Origin of the sequence: Pontibacter pamirensis, assembly GCF_010015475.1 — a bacterium.
In the GTDB taxonomy this organism is placed as follows: domain Bacteria; phylum Bacteroidota; class Bacteroidia; order Cytophagales; family Hymenobacteraceae; genus Pontibacter; species Pontibacter pamirensis.
Genome location: NZ_SSNI01000031.1, coordinates 51533 through 75792, shown reverse-complemented (window position 1 = coordinate 75792; position 24260 = coordinate 51533). Strand labels below are relative to the sequence as shown.

The 24260-nt window shown below is 46.9% G+C and carries 13 protein-coding genes; 6 read left to right on the top strand and 7 right to left on the bottom strand.

The features are described from left to right. Positions 1–5: 5 nt before the first annotated feature. The 4 genes from E1919_RS20390 to E1919_RS20375 form a co-directional block, all read right to left on the bottom strand. Complete coding sequence (locus E1919_RS20390; RefSeq protein ID WP_237144707.1) at positions 6–3461, bottom strand: VCBS repeat-containing protein; 3456 nt, start codon at positions 3459–3461, stop codon at positions 6–8. Positions 3462–3522: 61 nt separating this feature from the next. Next, positions 3523–6849, bottom strand: coding sequence for a VCBS repeat-containing protein (locus E1919_RS20385; protein ID WP_162055269.1), 3327 nt, complete (start codon positions 6847–6849; stop codon positions 3523–3525). 122 nt (positions 6850–6971) lie between these two features. Next, positions 6972–8492 (bottom strand): RagB/SusD family nutrient uptake outer membrane protein, encoded by a 1521-nt coding sequence (locus E1919_RS20380; RefSeq protein ID WP_162055268.1) that lies wholly within the window; start codon positions 8490–8492, stop codon positions 6972–6974. Positions 8493–8549: 57 nt separating this feature from the next. Further along, complete coding sequence (locus E1919_RS20375; protein WP_162055267.1) at positions 8550–11720, bottom strand: SusC/RagA family TonB-linked outer membrane protein; 3171 nt, start codon at positions 11718–11720, stop codon at positions 8550–8552. Between the two features lie 758 nt (positions 11721–12478). Here E1919_RS20375 and E1919_RS20370 point away from each other — a divergent pair. From E1919_RS20370 to E1919_RS20355, 4 genes are all read left to right on the top strand, one after another. Then, complete coding sequence (locus tag E1919_RS20370) at positions 12479–12670, top strand: CsbD family protein (protein WP_162055266.1); 192 nt, start codon at positions 12479–12481, stop codon at positions 12668–12670. Positions 12671–13068: 398 nt separating this feature from the next. Continuing rightward, a complete protein-coding gene (locus tag E1919_RS20365; RefSeq protein ID WP_237144705.1) occupies positions 13069–15573 on the top strand; it encodes a PAS domain-containing sensor histidine kinase in 2505 nt (834 codons plus the stop codon). Position 15574: 1 nt separating this feature from the next. After that, positions 15575–15991: a response regulator gene (locus E1919_RS20360; RefSeq protein WP_162055264.1), complete on the top strand. Its 417-nt coding sequence runs from the start codon at positions 15575–15577 to the stop codon at positions 15989–15991. Between the two features lie 23 nt (positions 15992–16014). Then, positions 16015–16533: a GAF domain-containing protein gene (locus E1919_RS20355; protein ID WP_162055263.1), complete on the top strand. Its 519-nt coding sequence runs from the start codon at positions 16015–16017 to the stop codon at positions 16531–16533. Between the two features lie 219 nt (positions 16534–16752). Here E1919_RS20355 and E1919_RS20350 read toward each other — a convergent pair whose 3' ends face one another. Beyond that, positions 16753–17130, bottom strand: coding sequence for a DUF2255 family protein (locus E1919_RS20350; RefSeq protein ID WP_162055262.1), 378 nt, complete (start codon positions 17128–17130; stop codon positions 16753–16755). A 210-nt stretch (positions 17131–17340) separates the two neighbouring features. On the opposite strand from E1919_RS20350, the gene E1919_RS20345 reads away from it, so the two are divergent. Then, complete coding sequence (locus E1919_RS20345; protein WP_162055261.1) at positions 17341–18216, top strand: SMP-30/gluconolactonase/LRE family protein; 876 nt, start codon at positions 17341–17343, stop codon at positions 18214–18216. Positions 18217–18599: 383 nt separating this feature from the next. Here the strand turns inward: E1919_RS20345 and E1919_RS20340 are convergent, their stop codons facing one another. Beyond that, entirely contained in the window at positions 18600–21746 is a 3147-nt protein-coding gene (locus tag E1919_RS20340; protein WP_162055260.1) for a transglycosylase domain-containing protein, read from the bottom strand. A 715-nt stretch (positions 21747–22461) separates the two neighbouring features. On the opposite strand from E1919_RS20340, the gene E1919_RS20335 reads away from it, so the two are divergent. Further along, a complete protein-coding gene (locus E1919_RS20335; RefSeq protein WP_162055259.1) occupies positions 22462–22932 on the top strand; it encodes a hypothetical protein in 471 nt (156 codons plus the stop codon). Positions 22933–23139: 207 nt separating this feature from the next. Here the strand turns inward: E1919_RS20335 and E1919_RS20330 are convergent, their stop codons facing one another. Then, the gene (locus E1919_RS20330) at positions 23140–24132 is read right to left on the bottom strand and encodes a potassium channel family protein (protein ID WP_162055258.1); all 993 of its coding nucleotides are present in this window, start codon (positions 24130–24132) and stop codon (positions 23140–23142) included. Positions 24133–24260: the final 128 nt, after the last annotated feature.

Below are 24260 nucleotides of genomic sequence, written 5' to 3'. Positions count from 1 at the left end.
AGACTTTACTTCGTGTTGCGAACAGCAAGCTGTTCTGCGGCAGGAGCCTGTTTCCGTTTTTTGAATACCTGTACCGGTGCATTGTTGCGTGCTACCAGCATCAATTCACCATCAGCAGTACGCAGCGTCTTGATGTCCCGCACCTCACCGTCCATTACAAAGCCGGCATTAGCCAGATCCACTGATGCAAAAGCGCCTTTCCCATTTCCCTGTAACAACACACCATAGCTACTGTCATACCTCCCCTGGTAGGTGCTCACTCCATATAAGTTTCCTCCAGCTATGACATCCAGATGCCCATCCTGGTTCACATCTTCCACATGAAAGGCAAACAATTTAGAGACCTGCGCCTCCTGGGGCAATAAGTGCTTTTTAAATTGTCCATTGCCAATGTTTTCCCAGTAAACCGATTCAAAGGTATTTACTTCCATCAGGCGTGCATCTTCCAGTTCATTTTTATCAAAAATTTCCTCCACCGTTTTGCCTGCGTAACCTTTATAGTCTGTAAATTTTTTATTGATGAGCGGCAGCTGTTTCCCCAACTCGTCTTTTGTGGCCACCGGATACCAGTTGTTGTTCAGGCTATAGGCCAGGATATGGTCCAGGCTTTCATTGGCATCAATGTCCTTTACATACATTCTCAGTGCCCCTCCTCCTTCCTTCCTGAACTTGGTGTTGGTGCCCAGGTTTCCGGCAATCAGGTCGATGTCTCCGTCGTTGTCGAAATCGGCGGCTTTCACTGTTTGCCAGAAACCCACTGCCTGGTTTAATCCGTTGCTGTCCGTTACTTTCTCAAAGCTGTTGCCTTTGTTCCTGAAAACAGTCAGTGGCATCCAGTCACCTGATACAATCAGGTCTGCTGCTCCGTCGTTGTCATAATCTGCCCATACGCCATCGGTTATCATGCCGGCCTTGCGCAATTCAGGAGCCAGAGCGTCGGTTTTGTCTGAGAAGCGGCCCTTGCCGTCGTTTACGAGCAGGTAAGAGTTAGGCGAATTTCCATACTGATAGCCCAGCACACGGCCTCCTACAAACAGGTCCAGGTCTCCGTCATTGTCAAAGTCGAAAGGGCGTACGCAACTTTTGTTATCATACATGGCAGGCAGTGTGTGGCTCCGCGTAAAGTTGCCTTTTCCATCGTTCAGGTACAGGCGATCGAACTGCTCTTTCATGTTGCCATAGAACTCGTTCCCGCCGCTGACCACATACAGGTCCGGGTGCTTGTCGTTGTTGGCATCGAAGAAGATGGCATCCACATCTTCATAAACAGAATCAGCTTGAAAAATTGCCTCGTTCGTGGCTGTAAAATCACCATCTTCCTGCTGCATATAAAGCGCACCGGCCTGCCACTTCGCGCCGCCAATATAAAAGTCGTCGAGACCGTCGCCGTTCACATCGCCCACGGCAATTTTTGGTCCTTCAGTGGATGTCTGGAAAGGAATGAGGCTTTCGCGGTAAAAATCGAGATAGCTGTTTTCCTTGTGTTTAAAATTCACCTGGAAAGTCTCCGTCACCTCTTCGTATAAAGGATTTGGCGTCTGGAACAGGCTGTAGTATGTGGCAGCCGGATGTTGTGCTGCAGCTTCTTCCAGCACCAGCGTGGTGTTTGCTTCGATGTTCGTTTTCAGCTCCACCTGCTGGTTTCCCCATATCACCACCAGCGTATCTACACTGGTAAGCTTACCCAGGCCAAAGTTTAAAACGGGCTCTACAGACGACATAAAACCGCGGGTGGGCATGAGCTGCTGCACCTGTACCCTACCCTTGCTCTTGAGCAACACTTTTGCTCCATAGCCAAAGGAATTTAGCTTATCCCCTTTCAGCTTTACTTTCAGGTAATTATTATGGAGCAGCTTTTCGCCTTTATTTCTGTAGATACCAGCCGGTTGGTTGATGTTGTTGGTAATAAGTTCCAAATCTCCGTCATTATCTAAATCAGCATAAACAGCCCCGTTAGAAATGGTAGGCTCCGCAAAGCCCCAGCTCAGCGATTTATCACTAAACTGCAGGCTGTCGCTGCCTTTGTAGAGGTAATTATGCACCTTTCCATCCGGCATCATATTCACCGCTTTCTGATCCAGGGCTTTTGATATCTGGGGAGCATGGAGCATAGAATCAGAGGAGGCGAACTTAACATAATCCATGTTGTTTGGCCGCCGCACAATGCCGTTTGAGATGAAGATATCCTTGATGCCATCGTTATCATAATCCGCCAGCAAAGTGCTCCAGCTCCAGTCCGTAGCCGCTACACCCGCCATAAGCCCTACATCAGAGAACTTCTGGCCCGCGTGGCTTAACTGCAGGCAGTTGCGGCTGTATTGGTTAAAGTACCCGAACTGCAGCTTATAGAGAAAGATATCAAAAGGATCTTCTCCCATAGATGTCTTTTCCACCACCTCGTCCTCCGGGTACATGTCGAGCGTCATCACGTCAGGATAGCCGTCGTTGTTCATATCTGCTGCGTCGCACCCCATGGAAAACCTGCTCAGGTGCCGGAAGTGTTCTTTTACACTTTCAGTAAAAGTGCCGTCACCGTTGTTGAGGTAGTAGTAGTCGTCTTCGTGAAAATCATTGGATACATAGATATCGTCCCAGCCATCATTGTTCAGGTCTGATACCACCACCCCCAATCCGTAGCCCATGGCGGCACCATATATGCCGGCCTTTTCGCTTACGTCTTTGAACTTCACCACCTGTCCCTGTGGCGCTGTTCCCTCAGCGGAAATCAACTGGTTCTCGTAAAGCACATCGCCTGCTTCGTTGTTGCGCAGGTTACGCGCCGTTACGCGGTCGTAGCTGCGGGAGGTGTGCACGGCGTGGTTGAGCAGGTACATATCCAGATCACCGTCACGGTCATAGTCAAAGAAAGCGACCTGAGTAGAGAAACCAGTAAAGTCGAGGCCGTAGTCAGCGGCCATTTCCGTGAAGGTCACCTGACCGTCTGTATCAGGGCCGTTGTTGATGTAGAGCTCATTGGCTCCTTCCAGGCCTTTATAATCGCCCACGGCGCATACGTATATATCCAGCCATCCGTCGCCGTTTACATCGGCCATGGTCACGCCAGTCTGCCAATCAGAATAGCCTTCTACCCCGGCTGCTTCGGATACATCATCAAACTTGAAGTTTCCTTTGTTCAGGTAGAGCTTGTTTTTCCCCTGGTTCGAAACGAAGTATAAATCTGTCAGACCGTCGTTGTTGAGGTCTCCGGCCGCTACGCCTGCACCATTGTAGAAATACAGGTAGCTCAGGATGTTCAGCTGGTCTGTCTCTTGCAACTGGTTTATGAAGCTGATGTTCGTTTGAGTAGAATCTACGAGTTCAAAAAGGGCGTTCTCTCCCACATCTGCTTTGCTCTGGCAGCCGGAAAAAGAAATCAAGGATGCAAAGGCACAAACTAATGCACCCATTGCCGCCCATCGGCTGGTGCTCTGTTTGGTTGATAGGGTAATGATGTGATGCATAAGCGGCGAAACAAAAATTGTAAGCGTAAAAATCAGGCGAAAAGGTGCTCAGCTACTTTTTCTATCGAAAGCTGAAAACCTGAAGCCTGTCATTGTTTTTGGCTAGCAGAAGATATGTCTGTCCATTCGCCCCCTTTACCTGCTGCATTTTGCGAACCTGTCCTTTCGTGAAAAAACCGGTATTCTTCGGGCTTTTAACCTCAAACTTTCCTTTTCCCGTCCCTTCCAGCAGCAGGCCGTAGTTAGCATCGTATTGCCCTATTTCCGGCAGTACATCATAGAAATTCCCGGCCAGAAGGATGTCCAGATGGCCATCCTGGTTATAGTCTAAAGTTTCGATGCCATGTATCGGAGAGAACTGTACCTCTACCGGCAGCGCCTCCAGGGAGAACTTCATGTTTCCTTTGTTGATCAAAAGAGAGGAGTTCGGATTCTCCACCTTCTTGACCACTGCTGCTTTCAGCTCTTCTTCCGGTAGAATTTCGTGGATTTGCTTTCCGGCATAATCAGTGTATTTAACAAACTTCTTCTTGATGCTTGGCACCTGCCGCTGCAAATCCTGTTTCAGTACCATGGGGTAGGCTTTGCCGTCTTCCGTGTAGCAGTTGATAATTTGCTCCACCGTACCATTGTTTTCAAAATCATGCACATACAGCTCCACTGGCTGATCCTGGCTTGCAACGATACGGCTGTTTCGGCCCAGATTCCCCAGAATGAAATCCATATCACCGTCGCTATCTATGTCAGCAGCTTTGATGGCGTTCCACCATCCGGCTGAGTTAGGCACTTCATACTTTTCGCTCAGGCTCCTGCCTTTGTTGTTGGTGTAAATCGTAACTGGCATCCAATCTCCCACCACAACAAGCTCTGGAAACTTGTCCCCGTTCAGATCTACCCAGGCCGCATCCGTAATCATACCGAGTTCATTTGCAGGAAGGTAGCGTTTTGTGTAGTTTTTGAAGCTACCGGTACCATCGTTAATATATAAATAGCTGGGCGCATCATAGCCATAGCCTCCCGGCACCATGCGCCCCCCAATAAACAAGTCTAAATCGCCATCCTGATCAAAATCAGCTATGGCCACACTCGAAGCATTGGTATTGATATTCGGAAGCCGTGTATCCTTGGTAAAATTTCCTTTGCCGTCGTTTATGTAAAGCCGGTCCAGGAGTTCCGGTGCGTTAGCACCAAACTCGTTGCTGCCTGTCACCACGATTAGGTCGAGGTCACCGTCTTTGTCGGCATCAAAGAATTTGGCAGCTACATCCTCAGAAGCGGTAGCCTCTTCAAAAACTGTTGTGGTGCTTTCCCTGAACGTTCCGTCTTTCTGCTGCACAAAAAGCTTCTTAGCTCCTCCGGATGCTCCGCCTACATATACATCCTCCAGACCGTCGCCGGTCACATCGCCCACGGCCATCGCCGGCCCTTGCGTAGAAAACATTTGCTTAAGCAGGGCATCCCGATTATAGTCCACGAAATTGCTTTCCTGGTGCGTATAATCCAGCTTCACCTCTTGTGTGGCATCATAAAAAGGTTTGTTTGGTGTGGCTGCCCCTGGCAGAAATAACTGGTCTGCCTGCTCGTACTGCAGGGTTATCTCCTGGTCATGCTTCACGCGCTGCAGTACCTGCATCTTATCGTCCGGCCATATGACTTTCACAGAATCAATCACATTCTCCTTTCCAAGGCCAAACACCAGCGTCAGGTCCACAGACGATTCAAAGCCACGGTTTGGCATCTGCTGCAGGTATACTGTTTTGCTTGGTTGGTACACGTAAATTTTTGCGCCGATGCCATTCAGGTTCTTGCCAGTACCCTTCAGCTTCACGCGCAGGAAGTGATTTTTGAGTTTTTCAGAGGCTTTGTTTTTGTAGATAGAAACCGGCATGTTCACGTTGTTCACCACCAGATCCAGATCACCATCGTTGTCAAGATCGCCGTAGGCGGCGCCGTTTGAGAAACCGGGTTTGCCCAGCCCCCACGCATCAGCCTGATTTGAGAACTCCAGATTGCCCTTGTTTTGGAAAGCGTAATTTGGAATGGGCGTGGACGTCATTTTAGAGATGAGCTCTTTGTTATAGTTGTACCCGCCGCCTGTCATGGCCTTGCGCATGGTTTCTTCGTTTCCCAGGAAATTCACAAAGTCCTGGTCAGTCAGGTCCTGGTATATGCCGTTGGCAACAAAAATATCCTTCAGGCCATCGTTGTCCATATCAAAGAGCAAGGCACCCCAGCTCCAGTCGGTGGCGTGCACGCCAGCCAGTCGGGCTACTTCGCTAAAGGTGCTGTCGCCGTTGTTGAGGTGCAGCATGTTCTGCATGTACTGGTGATGAAAGTCGCGGGAGAGTTTGAGCTGCTGCAAGTCGTAATTCTCAAAAACGGATGTTCTTTTCAGCCTTACATCGTCTCCGGGCAGCATGTCTGTCACAAATATATCCTGGTTGCCATCGTTGTTGAGGTCTGCAATATCAGCTCCCATTGAGGAAAGGCTTTCGTGCGGCATCCATGCTTTGCTGGCTTCTGTAAAGGTGCCGTTGTGGTTGTTGATGTACAGGTAATCCCGCTCGTAGAAATCGTTGGAGATAAAGATATCGGGCCAGTTGTCATTGTTTACATCTCCAATCGTAATGCCAAGCCCAAAGCCGATGAGGCTGCCATATATACCGGCCGCTTCGCTAACGTCTGTAAACTTGCCGTCGTCGTTTCGAAGCAGTTTGTCACCGCCCAAGGCATCCCGCCGCTCACGCAGGTTGGTGTAGCCCAGGCTCCCTACCGGATACGAACTGTTGTTGAGCAGGTATACATCCAGGTCACCGTCCCGGTCATAATCGAAAAACGTAGCGTGGGTGGAGTAACCTTCATCACCTAGGTCATAAGCGGTAGCTTGCTCCGTAAAAGCAGGCACTCCATTGCCGGCAGCCCCACTGTTGATAAAGAGCTCATTTTTGCGGTTATCGCCGTTTACTTCCCCGGCATTGCACACATAAATATCGAGGTAGCCGTCGCCGTTTACATCGGCCATGGTCACTCCCGTGCTCCAAGCTTGATTTCCCCCAACCCCTGCCTGCTCTGTTATATCTTCAAACTGCAGGTTGCCTTTGTTCAGGTAAAGGCGGTTTTTCCCGGTGTTCGCAGTCAGGTAGATGTCTGGCAGTCCATCGTTGTTGATATCCCCAATAGCTACGCCGCCGCCATTGTAGAAATTGCGGTAGTTAAAGATATTCATCTCCTCCGAGCTTTCCACTTTGTTGACGAAGTCAATGTTTGTGCTGGCTGCAGAGAGCTCCTCAAAAAGGGTGTCTTGCTCCGGTTCCGCTTTTTTACTGCAGGCAAAGCACGAACTGACTATAAGAGCGAAGGATATGGATTGTAGGTAAGTCCGGGACATAATGTAAGCTGTCTCCCGCAGTAGGAAGCACGTTGCGTTCTTTTAAATCTAAAGAAAGAAAGCAAGTTATACAACTTGCTTTCTTGGTAAAAATAATAAGAGCTTTTTAGTTCAATAACCTGCTAGTATCCAGGATTTTGTACCAGGTTCGGATTGTTAGACAGCTGTTGGTTCGGGATAGGGAAAAGTTTACGAAAATCCTGCGTGTTGTTCTTAAACTGCCAGGTACTGCCTGTAAACTCACCAAAACGGATCAGGTCATTTCTGCGCCATCCTTCCCAGGCTAACTCTCTGCCTCGCTCTTCCAGCAACATTTCCAGTGTTAAGGTTGTAAATGGATCAACCCCGGCACGAGCACGAACTTCATTTACCAGTTCTACAGCTTCTGTGACGTTACCTAAGCGTAGAAGAGCCTCTGCTTTCATCAGCAACACATCTGCATATCGGAAAACGACAAAGTCGTTATCCTGATTAACGCGGGGGTTGTTCTGCTGTACTTCATACTTCACATTTCGCACGCCTTCATTTCCGAAAGCTCTCTCCAGCGACGATATCTGCGGCGTGAAATTCAGCGGCTTGCTTTCACCATCCACAGCATCTACAAACGTGATAACATTGCCGGATCTATCTGTTTGTGGGCCCACAAGCCACATATCTTTACGCTGATCATCGTCCGAAAACTTGTTATAGAATTCAGCTCTGGTGGCAAAGCCATTCCAGGGGTTATTGCTTAGACCATAAGCAGAACCCAAAGAATAATGCAGGGTTCTCATTTGCCAGTTCATTCCAGTTGCAAGAATCTTATCGAAAGGTATGGTGAAGATATTCTCCTGATAAATATTCTGATTGCTCACAGAGAAGTTCTCCAGGAAGTTAGGGTTCAGCGAATAGTCTGCTTCAGCATTTATAACCGCATTTGTTGCTTCGAGGGCGTCCTCCCAACGTGGTGTGCCGGTGTATACTTCTGCATTCAGGTAAAGCTTAGCCAATAACGTATAAGCGGCTGCCTGTGAAAAACGCCCATACATAGCTGCTCCTTTCTCATCCCTTAGATCTGGAATTGCCTCCAGAATCTGACTCTCAACAAAAGAGAACACTTCCTGCCGGGTAGCCTGGGTAGCGTTACCCGTCGCAGTATCTTCTGTAAGAAGAGGAACGTTACCGAACATGTCCAACAGGAAGAAGTAAGCGAAAGCACGCAGCATTTTTACTTCTGCAACAACAGTTTCTTTACCCTGTACTTCTAATTCACTTTCTTCAAGAGCCACCAGGTTTATATTCGCGTTGGCAACAATACCATATGCCCACTCCCAGGAACCATTGATCTGCCCAGGAGAAACCGGGGTCCATTCGTGTTTGGCCATCTGTTGCCAGGTGCCATTGTCGTACCAGTCCGGCCCACGTGTAGGTACCACCATTTCGTCAGTGGTTGCCGTATTCAAAACCGTAACCGGGTCGTAATAGCCACGCAGTCGGCCATAAGTAGCACCTACCGTAGAGAGGAGTTCCTGCTCATTACGGGGAAATCTTCCTGCTTCTGCCTGGTCAAAGACCTCTGCATCCAGATCACAGGCCTGAATCCCCAGCAGCATGGTTGCAATGGATGCAGCCGTCATGAATTGCTTATAAGTATATTTTTTCATAAAGTAAATCTCATTATTTGCTTAAATGCTTCTTAAAGCTAATGTGTTGGCTTTTCTTTATAAGGTTAAAGCAACTCCAAGAACAAATGAACGTGTTCTTGGATAGAAGGTAACTGGTTCTACACCAGGAGAGAGGTTCACATTGATATCGCCTCCCCCATAGATGTCACGCGTCGCGCCAAGTCTTGGCTCTGGGTCAATACCACGGTAACCGGTAATTACAAACGTGTTATTACCTGCAACATATACCTGAGCATTGTTCATGTACTTCCAGAAGCTTGGCAAAGAATAGGAAAGTCTGAAGTTATCAAGTCGCACAAAATCACCGTCTTCTACCCACATGTCTGAAAAGGCAGGAGATAAGCCTTCCGGAATTCCGGTTTCAAACGCATCCTCAAGCGCGTTATTACCTGGGAAACGGTTAGGGTTAGCAGAATAGATATAAGGACCATTTACGATCTGGTGGCCTACAGCACCTCTTAACAGAAAGTTAAAGTTAAAGCGCTTATAGCTAAAATTATTACCCCATCCAAAAGTCAGGTCAGGGTTAGCATCGCCTATATACGTACGGTCTTCACCGAAAGGATCAATCTCTCCATCACCATTAATGTCACGCCAGATGTAGACAGGGCTCGTATTCCCATCATCATCAACTGCAGTACCAAAACGCTCGAATATTGGTCCAAAGAACTGGCCAACAGGATAGCCCTCCTGTAGCACAACTGGCTGCGCGATACCACCCTGACCACTACCGAAGCCACCATAGGTTCTCGGCGAGGTGACATCATATTGAAAAATGTCGGAGCTAAGAGAAACGATTTCATTTCTGTTATGCGCCAGGTTCAGATCTGTACTCCACTGAAAATCACCCTCAGCCACTACCTGATAGCTTAGGGCCAGTTCTACACCTTTGTTGTTGATCTCGCCCACGTTTGCCAGGAGATTATTTGTTACCGCTGTAAGCCCGTCCGAACCGTACTTTTGTCCGATAAATATCGGGTAATTGAACAGCAAGTCTTCAGTGTCTTTGTTATAAAACTCCAGGGAACCACTCAGGCGGCCATTCAGGAAAGAAAAATCCGCTCCGATATTGGTCATAGCCGAAGTTTCCCATCTCAGGTCAGGATTGGCATTCTGACCATAACCGTAGGCTGTTTGAAAACCTCCATTGGTTGGGTAAGTACCACTTGGGGCAAATATCTGCCTGGCAGCATAATCGGCTATACCCTCCTGGTTACCTGTTACACCATATCCTACACGCAGTTTCAGGTCATCTATAAAAGTAACGCCTTGCATAAATTCCTCCTGCATGATGCGCCATCCAACCGACACTGACGGAAACCATCCCCACTGGTTGTTTGTACCAAAACGGGAAGAGCCGTCGCGCCGGATATTTGACGTCAACAAGTATTTATCTTTGTAGGAGTAGTTTACGCGGCCAATGATTCCGACCAGAATAGCCTCCGATTTATAAGAACCTACCTCTCTGTTGGTGGAGTTGGTTTCATCGATGTTTGCGTTACCAGCACCAATGTTATGGTACCCGAAGGCATCCGGGAATCTGCTGTTACCAGCGCTAAAGCCTTCGTTTGATAACTTTTGGTATGTATAACCCGCTAAAAAAGAGTAGTTGTGGTCACCGGCCTCTCCTTCATATTGCGCTGTGAGTTCCGTCAACATGTCTATTACTTCTCGCTGCTCACGGCGGGCATACGCTATGTCGTTGCCATTGGCCTTCCAGATACTTGGCCGGAAAAATCCGTAATTCCTGTTAAAATTGTTAATAGAGGTATTCACCCCAAACTTCAATCCTTCAACAGGCTCTAGAAAAGCCTTCAGGTTGGCCAGCGTCTGCTTTTCCCGGGCTTCATTTGTTAACTGATTCATACGCGCCACCGGATTTTCAATTTCAAAGCCTCCAGGCAAGCGTTCGCCATTGTATTCATCAAAACCTTCAACTCCTGGTTGCAGATAAGTACCGTTGTCATTATAAATCGGGAAGGTTGGATTAAGCCTTCCAGCCGCCAGGAAAGCAAAATAATCTACGTAATTTTTGTTGCTTATCTGCTGCGACAATAACAACTGCACTTCCAGTTTATCGTTCAGGGCCTTTTGAGTTAAATTAAGGCGGGCATTTAAACGATCGAAGCCTGAATTTAAAGCAACACCCGGCTGATCGAGGTACACCACAGAACCACGGTAGTTAAAATCTCCTGTGCCTCCGGATACTGCCACGTTGTAGTTCTGGCTATAAGCACTACGGGTAATTGCATCAAACCAATCGGTACGGGCTCCATAGTCATAGGCACTAACATCCAGTCCAACTTCACTTAGTTTAGCGACATATTCTTCCGGAGACAAGAAAGGCAGCGTGTTTGAAACTTGTTCCAGTCCTACATAACTGCTCAGTTCAACAGTCGTTTTACCGGCTATACCACGCTTAGTGGTTATGATGATTACACCGTTTGATCCCCTGGAACCATATATAGCAGCAGCGGATGCATCTTTCAGAACATCCATGGAGGCAATATCTTCTGGCGCTACAGTATTTAAATCAGCTCCAGCCACACCGTCAATCACAATCAGAGGTTCTGCGTTAGCGCTCAGAGAAGATGTTCCTCTTAAACGGATAGCAGGACGATTATTTGTGGGGTCGCCGCCGCCGGAAACTACATTAAGACCGGCCACTTTACCTTGCACGGCCTGCATGGGGTTGTTGATAACCCCGGCATTCAAGTCTTTGGCATCCACAGTAGCGGTAGCGCCCGTCACATCGGCCTTTTTTTGTGTACCATAACCTGTCACTACAACTTCTTCCAGAGCTGTGGCATCAGTAGAAAGGGTTACATTGATGGTGGCTCGGTTGTTTATGGGTATTTCCTGGGTTTTGTAACCGATAAAAGAGACAACCAAAGTACCCGTGCCGTTTGGCACATTTAAGGTAAAGTTCCCATTTACGTCTGTGGCAGTACCCATGGAGGTGCCCTTTAGCACAACCGTAGCGCCCGGTACACCAACGCCATCTTCGCCTACCACTCTTCCACTTACTTCTGTGGCCTGCCCCACAACATGCCAGGCACTACCGTAGTTGTTTAATGAAGTAGCCTCCACCGCCCCCTGCGTCAGGCACAAGGCTGCCAAAAGTACTGCCAGCCTTTTCTTGTGTGGTGAACTACTTAAAGGGGTGCCCTTGGGGAACACCGGAGATGTAGTGTATTTTTTTTTCATACAACGGGGTTAAGATGGTGAAACTATTGTTTCCGGATAAAAGCATCTTAAAGCTTTGCTAAGGCAGCCACGCTTGTTTTGCTATTCCAGGTATTAGATTCTTTCAGGCAGAAGGAAGAGCTCTAACTGATGCATTCATAAAGCTCTTTTCTCTCTAGGGTCTGAGCTCATTATAAAGTACCTACATTTTCTTCCTCGGTCTTCCTCGGGCTGATTCACTAGAAATTATACATACATGCAAGAACATATCAAATATGAAAAAGCTTTGTATAATATACAACAAATAGATGTTAAATAAATGAGTACTTACTTACTAGTGTCGCAACATTCTTACTCCTCTTCTAACTAACTGACGTCCTAGTTTATTACGAAAAAAACAAACTCTGGTACTGCCTGTGCCTATTTCTGGCACAACACTTACAAAGGATTGTTTTACAAAAAAGCAAAGTTACATATGCACCATCAACTTAATGATAAAAAAAGTAGAAAGTAATTACTCACAAAACTACTTATAGTACTCATTATTAACACCTTGCATTTTAAATACAATCATTAAAAAGTAATCAAAAAATATACTTACAATACCTGTTAAAGGTGACAAAAAAGACTAACAAGTCAGAATCATGCCTATGCAGCAGCCCTGTATTGCTACTGCAACAGCATGCAAAACGGCTACAAGTTTAAAGGTAATAGAGGAACACACAGACACCATTTCCGTAAAATAATATAGAGATTTTTAACCCATTAACTAACTAACCATGAACGAGACAGAATATAGAACAAAGGGAAATTGGAATGAACTGAAAGGAAAAATGAAGCAGCAGTATGGCGACCTGACTGATGATGACCTGACCTACAATGAAGGGCAGCAGGACGAGTGGCTAGGTAAGCTTCAGCAAAAGACCGGCAAAGCTAAAGGCGAACTGAAGAAATGGATTGATTCTTTATAACATACCAAGCTTAAGAAAAACCCCGTATCAAGGCTCAAGCCAGATACGGGGTTTTTTATGCTACATACCCGCTGATTCAAAGGATTTGAAAAAGCTATCCCTTTTTAGAGAACCAATGCTTCATTTGAAGAAAAAGAAGGCATCTGCCAAATTGAAACATTTCAACTTTTAAAAGAATATAACCAACCTGAATTCTTGCAATAATTCAATATTAAAAATATTTGAATATAAGTATATCGAAAGAATTAATTATTCACTTAACTTGCTTTCAGGTTTATTTAAGAGGCATATTCGAAAACAATTATTTCACTTTTATAAATAAACCAATAAACGACACTACACAATACTATTACGAATATTAGATGAAATCTAATCAGGCTCTTTTTGATTTTGAAAAAATGGTCATACATTCTCTCGATATCATCGGGAGCATTGATATAAACGGTTACATCCGGTACGTGAGTGATGTCAGCAAGAATATCTTAGGATATAAGAGCAGTGAAATGATTGGTCGCCACTATTCAGATTTCCTGCACCCTGATGACCTTCCCAAAACTGAACAAACTGTACGGACACTCTTTCATACCTCCGAAAAAAGCGCCTTTGAAAACCGCTATATACATAAAGAAGGTCATGTAGTACCTATACGCTGGTATGGCGTCTGGTCAGAAGACAACAACACACTCTACTGTGTGGGGCGTGACATGACGAAGCAAAGAAAAAGCCAGTCACGTTTAGAGGAAAGCGAACAACGTTACAGAGTCTTGTTTGACAATAACCCGGATGTTGTCTTCATTGAAAACAGGGAAGGGCTTATCACAGAAGTTAACCAGCAACTTGTTAAGAGTTTGCGACTGAGCGAAGCGCAGTTAATCAACTCTCCTGCCTCCTCCTTTCTGCCTCCTGATATGGCTGCTGTGAACGAAAGATATCTTCAGCAGGCACTACTGGGAAACTCCCTGCGTTTTGAATTCGAGTTCGAGATAAACGGAGAAACCAGGATATACGACACCATCAAATACCCTGTCATTGTAAAAGATGAGGTTGTGTGTGTGCAGACCATTGCTAAGGAAATCACGTCGCTGGTGCACTCCTATAATACCATTAAGCGGCAGGCAAAACGGTTAGGCAACATCTTTGAAAGCATCACTAACGCTTTTTTCACATTAGATAAAGAATGGAACTTCACTTACATTAACAGCGAAGCGGAGAGGCTTTTGGAAATAGAACGGGGCTGTTATATCGGGGAAAATGCATGGCAGAAGTTTCCAATCGAAAAGAACGGCGTTTTTTACAGGCAATACCACCACGCGGTTACAACAGGCAAGGCGGCGCAGTTTGAAGCTTACTATAGTGGCACCGATGTATGGCTGGATGTGAGGGCTTTCCCTTCAGAAGAAGGCATATCTGTTTATTTTGATGACATTACGGAAAAAGTAAAGGCAAGGCAGGAACTTGAGAAGCTATCTTTAGTTGCCAGCAAAACGACTAATGGTGTCATCATCACCAACAGAGCGCGAAGAATTGAGTGGGTAAACGAAGGTTTTACCAGACTGACAGGATACAGATTAGAAGAGGTTACAGGACAAATTCCTTCTGATTTCTTGCACGGTCAAAAGACAGATAAAAAGGCTTTTGAAGCAGTAAAAGATAAAATGGTAAGTGGTGAGCCGGTATCTTTTGAAATACTGAACTACCGGAAGGATGGTGAGGAGCTGTGGCTTTCAGTCCAGGTGAACCCCACCTATGACGGGAATGGCGGGATTTTAGGGTTCGTTACTGTACAAACTGACATCACAGACAGGGTGAAGTCGCAGCAGGAGCTTGAAAAGCTGTCGCTAGTGGCCAGCAGCACGGACAATGGCGTCATTATTACTGATGCCTGCGGACGGACGGAGTGGGTAAACGAAGGCTTCACTAAAACCACAGGCTACACCCTCTCCGAGATAGCAGGAAGAAAGCCAGGAGACTTATTGCAGGGTGAGGAAACCGAAGAAGCAACAGTCAGCATGATGCGTGAGAAGCTGAGGTTGGGTACCCATTTTAACGCGATGCTCATCAACTACAAGAAGTCAGGAGAAAAGTTCTGGGTTTCTATGGATATTACGCCTGTTTATGATGCTATAGGAACTGTGCGGCAATTTATTGCTATTCTGAAAGACATCACTTTCAGGAAAGAGGCCGAGACAAACCTGCTGAAAATGACCCAGGACCTTTATGCTAAAAACAGTGATCAGCAGCAGTTCACGTACCTGGTGTCTCATAACCTGCGGGCACCTGTTGCCAATGCAATGGGTTTAGCAAATCTCCTGACCAAGCTTAACAAAGACTCTGAACTATATGACAAATCGCTATCAGTTTTAAATCAGAGCATAACACAGCTAGACAATGTCTTAAAAGACATCAACACCATCCTCACAATCCGGGACAGCAATGGTAACATGGACCAGGAGCAGGTCAGTATTAATACTGTGATAGATCAGGTACTGTCGTCGTTACAGGAGCCATTTCAAAAATGCGGTGGCGCGCTAGTCAACTGCGTTGAAGAAGGTGTCAGCGTAAAGGCAAACAAGGCATACGTGTACAGCATATTCTACAACTTTCTGTCAAACGCCATCAAGTACAGGTCCGAAGAACGTCCCCTGGTGGTACGCATCAAAAGCTTTGGCAACACAGCCAAAGGTATACTTATCTCTTTTTCTGACAACGGCTCCGGCTTTGACATGAAAAAGGCGAATAACAACATTTTCAAATTGTACAAGCGGTTTCATGTAGATAAAAAAGGCAGGGGCATTGGCTTATACCTGGTCAAAACGCATTTAGAAGCGATGGGCGGACACGTAGAGGTTACCAGTAAAATTGGTTTCGGCACAAGGTTCCTGATTTATTTACCAAAAATTTAAGATGAAAATATTTATCATCGACGATGATCATTTAAGCATATTCCTTTCAAAGAACATGCTGATTATGGAAGATGCAACACTCGATATTAAAACGTTCCTTTCCGGCGCAAAGGCTTTAGATGCATTGTTCGCAAGTGATGAGGACAGTATTCCTGAGGTCATGTTTCTGGACTTGAATATGCCCATTATGGATGGCTGGGGCTTTCTGGATGCCCTGGCGCCACTAAAATGCAGGCTTCGCGAGAGATGCAGCATCTATATCCTGACCTCTTCTCTCGACACTTCAGACACTGCCAGGCTGCAGGATTATCCTTTCGTAACGGGACTTATTCATAAGCCCATCAAGAGCGAAGATATTGATATCATTTTTTCATTTCAGAAGTCAAAAGCTAAAAGCCTTGTTCTCTTAGGCTTTTAGTAAGAATAGAAACCATTTATAACATGAATATTATACTTGAACAGGCAGGGATCCAAGAGAACGAAAAAAAGCGACTGACAAAGCTGTACGGTTATAACATTATTGAAAACCTCGACAAAACGGGCACTTTTCAGCATATAGTAAGTATGGCAGCGCGTATTTTTAATGTACCGATAGCCCTGGTGAGTTTTGTTGATGAAATGAACGTGGTGGCACAGTCAAATATAGAAATGGAGGGAGCCGGTGAATTTAGCAGGGACATCAGTTTGTGCTCTATGGCAATTCTTAAAAATGAAGTTACTGTTTTCGAGAACGCCAGAGAGGAGCCGTGCCTTTTAACAAACCCTTTGGTTTATGGCAGCTTTGGTTTACAGTTTTATGCCGGAGCCCCGCTCACAACACCCGATGGCTTTAACATTGGGGTGCTGGCAGTAGTGGACAAGAAGCCGCGCGCATTTTCTAAAGATGAAGAAGCAATGCTGGAGGGTCTGGCTGCTATCGTAATGGAAGAACTTGAAGAGAGGCTGTCTGTGGGTTGCTGACAGCATCGCCGCCCGCTGCACAAGGCTGTGAGAGGAGGTAAAATAATTCCTGCAGCCTTAAAAAGCCCAAGGCTCCTCCTCAAATTGGTGAGCACTTCTTCTAAAGAAATTTTCAACACAAAAGGCATGCTATATTCAGTCGGAATCATGATGCGCCGCATGCTTACAAATAACTTACTTCTTGTTCCGGCGATCTGTTAGCAACAGGATATATTTATTTTACTCAATCGGCTTGAACTCCATGGTTTTAGCGACATGTTCCGGTTTGATGATTCCGCTGGCATAGAAGGAATTTTCCCCTTTGTCGTACTTGTCTAAATAGGCCTGGCTGATACGATCCTGTAGACTTTCATCTTCTTCGGGAACACTGGCCCTGATAGCCGTAACTTTATCACCGCACTGGATTTGTCCATAGGCATCGGTCAGAAAGGTATTATACCAACTACGTTCACCGAATCCCCAAGAACGCGCAAATATCCTATCATCAACGAGCACCATCCAGATAGGAAGGAATTTCTCTCTTTCACTACCGGCTTTGATACCAATGAGGTTGTTGTTCCTGATGTATGCCAAGGTCTCCTGATCGAAATCAGCCATAGAATTTAAGAGTAAGTTTTTATTATGGTATTACTACTTTACAGGAGTGGTGGCACAATGCCTGTTAAACCATTGCTGCTGCATTTGTCAGGACAAATATAGATTCTTTTACAGATACCTTGTGTACTGACTTATCTGTCTTTCGTATTACATATAATATTTTTTAATTTCGATATCAAAATCTTTTCTCACACTAAAAATTTTCTGACTATGAAGAGCACTTTTTCCCTTCTGCTACTCGCTTCTGTCCTGTTTTCCTGCTCAGGTGAAACAGAAACACAGGAAACCGCAGACATGAATGCAACTGAAACAGCAACAGAACCCAGCCTCACAAAGGTATGGGAAACAGACACGGTTATGACCACCGCCGAGTCTACCTTGTACGACGAAGAAAACAACATCATCTATGTCAGCAACATACAGGGGAACCACTCTGAAAAAGACGGCCAAGGCTTTATCGCCATCATGCGACCTGATGGCACAATTAGCCAGTTAAACTGGGTAACAGGACTGAATGCTCCCAAGGGCATGGCCATCATGGACGGCAAGCTTTATGTCACGGATATTGATGAGTTGGTTGAAATCAACATAGCCGATAGCACTGTTACAAACCGTTATCCTGTGCAGGATGCTGCCTTCCTGAACGATGCGGCTACCGACGGTGAGAAGGTATATTTTACTGACTCAGAGACAGGCAAAGTGCACGTGCTGGAAAACGGCAGCGTGAATACTGTTGCCGAAGGAATGGAGGGGATCAATGGACTAGCCTTTAATGATGCAGGAGAAATGTTTGTGCTGGACGGAAAGGGGCTTAGAAGGTACAACATGCAGGATAAAACCGCAGAACCTGTAAATGAAACAGTAACCGGCGGCGATGGCCTGGTTATTATTGACGATAGCACCTATATCGCGAGCCGCTGGCAGGGAGAAATTTACCTGATCCGTAACGGCAATGAGCATTTACTGCTGGACACAAAGGGAGAAGAATCCAACACAGCGGATATTGATTACATAGAAGAAGAGCAACTGGTTCTGGTTCCTACTTTCCTCAAAAACAGGGTAGCAGCGTATAAGCTTGATTATTAACAGGCTTTAGTCAGGATTCATAAAGCCCCTTTGAAGGCAGGTTGTAATATACTAAACTAAACCTATGGCGTGAGGGTCCAATCTCATGTCTGTTATTGCAGGGCCTCTGGCCCCTGAAGCATAGGCTTTGAATTGTTTTACTACCCAGGCTCTGTAGCTTTCACATACAGCCTGAGGCCGTTAGATAGTCAGCACGAGCGAGAACGCTCGCGCTATGAAAGAGAGGTTACATAAAAGTAAAAGGGAATAGCTGTTTGAAGGCTATTCCCTTTTACTTTTATGTAACCTCTGACTAACTCAGAACCAGTAGCATATTTCTAAAAACCTGCTTTTAACGATCCAACCTGACATTGAATTCAGGTTCAACATACTACTCTTTGTCTTTATTGCTCTATGTAAGCGGAGGTAGGCAATGCAACAGTCGAAGCAGGGACATTCCCATCTACCGTAATCAGGGGCTTGACTGCCGGAGGAACCTCAGGTGCACCTAAGCATAAGGTGCTGCTCCCTGGCTCCAGGTAAGGCTCCAGTATCGGAGCCATTCCACGCAGCACCTGGATCGGCAGCGAAGAGGTAAAGCTGTAGCCTGCTGCTTCACGGCCAGGCACAAAGGCAGTCAGAGTGCCAAAATGATTGTCGCCGAGGAAGAAGACAAATGTAGCGGTGCGGTTAACAGCACGGGAGGTCATGCGATGCCCCCTGGAACTGACCGTGACAAGCCGGTTATCACCTGTGCCGGTCTTGCCCCCCATATCCAGCGGATTACCGTTGGCCATGGTAAAACCGCCCCGCAGTCGGCGAGCAGTTCCCAGGTCCACCACCTCAGACAGTGCTTCCCGCACAGCGGCGGCCACTTCGGGTACCATCACTTGCTCCCCCGCCATGGGCGGGCGCGTGAGGGAAGTTTCATAAGGGGTATTGGCAGCAAAGTGCAACTTCTCGATGCGCAGCGTTCGTTGGCGCACTCCGTTGTTCAGGATAATACCCATCAGTTCCGCCAGTGCCGCCGGTCGGTCGCCGGAGGAACCTAGCGCAGTGGCGAAAGAAGGCACAAGGTGGTCAAAAGGATAACCGAGCCGTTCCCAGCGCTGCTGGATATCTGCAAAAGCCTCCACTTCCAGCATGGTGCTGATACGGGAATCACGGGCGTTTTTAAAGCGTGTGCGGAACAGCCAGGTATAAACCTCCTGGCGCTGGTCCTTGCTTGCTTCCACTACCTCAGCCCACTCCGCCCCGGGGTGCTGCAACAGGTAAGCCAGCACCCACAGCTCCAGCGGATGGACACGGGCAATATAGCCCTGGTCCGGGAGGTTATAGGCATTGGGGCCATACCGCTGGTACAATTCTATCATCCTGGCATCGGTAATCTTTTCATCTGGCAAGCGCTCGCGCAGAAATGCAGCGAAACTGACGGAGTCGGTTTCAGGATAGAGGTAGCGGTGCACGGCGGCCAGGCGTACCGGGTCCTGGCGAAGCCCGTCCAGGAATTTATCCAGGCGCTCCTCTGGTGTTTTGCCCTTGTACTTGCGCCAGAAGCGTAGCAGGAACGTCTTGCCTTCCCGATCGGCAAACTGAGTCAGGTATTCCCGACGGCGCGGGTCACGGTCGTCTCCCAGTAGTTTGGCTCTGCTGCCGGTGTTCTGGTAAGTGGTGTAGCGCACTAAATCCCGCATCAACCGTACGAAGGGCAGGTTGATGGACTTCAGCAAAGCCTCCCGCACAGTTGGATTGCTCCAGTTGTCTTCGTTCCGGAAGTTATGGAATTTATGCAGGCCGCCGCCGGTAAAAAACACTTCCCGCGGACTGGCGGAGTAGCGGCGTTCCAGTGCCGCCTGAAGCATTGCCGGCAGGCCTTTGTCTTTCTCCCGTATCAGATACACCAGCACCCAGCTGGTCAGGTTATCCTGCGGTTCCTGTAATGCTTTGCGCAATGTCTCCAGAGGCTTGTTGGCATAACGCTCATGTATCTCCGCTATTATCTCCAGGTAAGTAACCAGTACCCGCAGTTTGGCGGTGGAGCCCAATTCCAGTTTGCTACCTTCATTGATGTCAAATGGCTGATCGGTGTTGTCTGTCTGCACCCGTACCAAGTTGCCCTGCGGGGTATGTTCAAATAAAGTAAAGCTGTAACGCACCTGCTCTGTACTGCTAGGAGTTAACAGGCGATCCCCGAAGAGGCCAACAGTGCTGGCAAATGCTGGATCGCTCAGGCTATCAAGAAAAGTGCTGACCTGTTTCTGTAAATCATGTTGCAAAGTGGTTGTGGCGGCAAGGTCCAGGCGGTCCAGGTCGTAAAGCGAGGTGCCGAGGAGCTCGGAGAGATGGGTGCGGACCATCAGAACGCCCTTGTCGGTATCTACAGGTGTTACTGCCGGCGCTTTGCTGAAGTCGCGGAAAGTTATTTCCTGCGCTAGCCCCGCATCACGCAGTGCGGGACTGATGTAGCCATTTTTTTCCATCAGGCGCAGGTAGCTTCCCGTTAGCTTGCTCAGTTCAGCACGGCCCCGGGTCCCCAGGTAAAAAGAAGGCCGGCGTTGGGCAATCATCAGGGAAATTACCTGCCGCAGGGCCTGTCCCTGGGCAACAAGGGTATCTCCCTGAGCGCCTGGGAGGTTCAAAAGATGATTCACCTCGTCAAAATTTGAGTTAAACCAGACCCAGAGGCCATCTCCCAGGCCATGCACTTCGCCATACCCCGGTGCCCCCGATAGCGGCACTGTGTTTACATAGGCTAGCAGCGCCGCCTGGCGCGCAGGAAGTGTTTCAGGGCCTCCCTGGTAAGCCCGCACACTCGCGGAAACCATCTGCATCAGTTTATCTCGGGGGCCGGCGGTTAGCCCTGCCGGGGAATGGCGATACTTTTCTATTTGAGTGGGCAGGGTGCTGCCTCCTATCGTCTCGTACTCAAGCCCAATAGATTTGGCTGCCTCGTGCATGATAGCCTTGGTAAAGCGTCCCCAGTCAATGGCCGGGTTCATGAAGGGTCTGTCTGTGTCCAGCAGTTCTCTGTTTTCGATAAACAGCAGGGATTGCACGGTAAGAAGAGGAATTGACTCAAAGGAATCGTAGATGCGTTTAGGATAAGGAGAGTGATAGACAGACTGCCCCCCACAGTCAACGATATTCAGGCCCGTCTGGGATTTCTCAGGATAGGGCGTAAAGAATCCTTTAGTGGTATATTCCATTAAAGCTGGCGAGAACCGGGCCTGGTACTCTATCTCTAAACCCCGTAACTGCGCACGTTCCAGTAACTTTGGCAGCTGTGCATAGCCCAGGCGCATGTCAAAAGGGCCTGCCTTCGGATAAGCAATGGTGTCGCTTGCACCTGGCTTCACGCTGTAAGTCAGCGAAGCAGCGTACTGCGATAGCTCCTCCGCCTGAAACCTGGAGGTATGCATCTCATAGGCCACAGCAGCTATGGCAACGCAAATGCCAAGGACCAGTATTCCAATTAACGTCCACTTCAGAATGCCCCCCCGCTTCTTCTCTTTCCTGTCCGTGGGGGTTGATTGGTAGTTGTTTATTATCATAATTGGACTATTATAAGGGTGAAAAGCGAAGGGCTTCGTAATCATTTTTACGTTCACTTTGCCTTAAAGGTGACTAAAAGAAGTAAAAACATTTGGCCAGAATCACCCGCTCCAACTTGGCGGGTTATAACTGGAATACACTTGGCAGATATGACATAACAACTGATAACAAACCTGTTCTACCTGTCTATCAGTTTGCTATGGGTTTGCGTAATCGAAGCAGTTTATCGCAGCAGGTTATGCTAGTATAACCTTAAAAGTAAAAAAGAAGGTCTGGTACAATCACCTATTCAAAGGGTTTGGAAAATTTAAAACTGGCGTTGTCAATGGCACTGATTCTTTAACTTTACAGGCAAGCCCACACAGGGAAATGATAAGACATAGAAACAGGTCTGTGCATATAGCAACAACTGATACTGATCCCTGGCCTTCAAACTTATACTTATTCCTGCGTCTTATGTTTTTATAATGGGTTGATGCTGCCTGATATAAATTGCCTGCAAGACAGTAAAGCGACTATGATAACTTTTGAACTATTTTTATATAATCTCCTGGCACTATAACATCAAACATTCTAAAACACACCAATGCAGTATTTTGCATTTTATTGTGCCTAAGCGCAAGATTATAACCACATTTTTAAAATAAATATAACCCTTATTATACAATACAGTATAGAGACAAAATTTATTATTTATTTAATCCTATAAAACTTATGAGAACACTTAAACCAATTACGCTACTATTTCTTACACTTATGATGTTTGGCTTTGCAAGCTGCGAACTAATTGAAGACATGCTTCCGGTACCAGGTACTGAAGAGCCTGAGCCAGAACCAGAGACACCCTCTCCCTTAGAGATGTTGGTAACCGACAGCCTCGCCACAGGTATGGTATGGCAGTTACAGCAGGTGCAACTGGATGGTGCAGACTTTACTGCTGCCTATGACCAGGTGTATCAACTGGAAAGCTCTTACTTTGACATCAGGAGCAATGGCACCTTCAGTGGGGCTTTGCTAGGTGAAACGTATTATGATGATCCTGAATGGCAGGCAGAAGGAAATGTACTGACCTTGTCACACGACTACATCGTACAAGGCCTTAGCCCAACACAAATGGTACTGGAAAGAACTCTGCCTGCCGGAGGGCCAGGTGAGGTTGTAACCTATGTCTTTGTGAAAGAATAGTAAATCCCCTCTACTAATCAAAAAGCCCTTCGATTTGAAGGGCTTTTTGATTTTGAGCAGCTGGCTGCTTTTAAAGCAAAAGAACGGATAATTATAGTACCGCCTGAATACTCCCCCACACGAATGTTAGTCTCCTAAGCATTCCACAAGTGGCGGCAGAAGCTTGTAAAAGCGAAGGCAAGATAGGACAAAGTAATTTAAAACATTTCAAGATGGCCACTGCCGGACGTTGTTCTGTATCAACCCTAAGATAAGTTTCCTGTTGTCTTTTTCCTTTTCCAGTCTCTGATAAAACTCCTGCTCAGGGAGAGTGGGCACTCCTTTATTATATAGCCTGGATAAAGAGGGATGCGGAGGTAATTCCTCTGCTTTATCTATAAAGGCAGTTTTTAGTGTGCTCAAAAAGCTCTTTCCTGATTCCAGAGCAGAATGCAAGTAGGCCTGTGACGGACGCGCGCATTCTTCTACACCATGCTCAAGAAGCAGCAGGGCATCATACAGAATAGCAATGGCCCTCCCCTGAGACTTTTGATTGCTTGTGGTTCGGTAATAATGCAAAATAGGAAACGCCATGTGCTGCTCATTAAGCGTGGCAAGCTGTTGAGACAATGAACTTAGCTGAAACTCCATGTCCTTAAAATCTCTGCCATTCCAGAACTTTAAAACAAACTCCTCCGGAGTGCTGCCTACACTGGTTACCTGGCTGGCAAACGATCTTTTGTTTACTACAGCCGATACTACCTGAAGAAAGTAAGTCACTGAAAGGGTGATCATCAGCATCCCGTTAAGGCCCACCAGTGAGCTTAGCACCTGCCAGGCATCTCCATTGGGCGTAAAATCGCCATTGCCAATGGTAAACAGGCAGTAGGCTATATACCACAACACATCTGTAAAGTCAGGCGTAACATTAGACCTTGTAGAGGCAATGGAGGATAGATCAGCGTAAAAGATCAATGTCCAGCCCAACCAAAGGAACAGGAGCCAGAGCAGGATGCTAAAGAAAAGAATCAGCGGGCCTGCAAGACTTAATATCCTGTGTTGCTTTTTACTGAAAATTGTGCGGAACAGGCGCCAGGTAACCGTGGTAAAGCGGGAGGTTATGGGAGCGGAGTCTCCTACGATCCAGATAATGGTCCAAAAGGCTTCCACAATGCTCCAAAACACAACTGCTATGCCAAGTAAAAGAAGAAGTATATCCATAGTTTTAATCTGTCTTGGGCATTAAGTTGCTTAGGGCATGTTTAAATTACGTTTTTGCAAGCGAAAACTGACCTTAAAGGGTTCTGCCGAAACGGTTTTGGAGCTTCATAGCAGCGCTATGGAGCGAG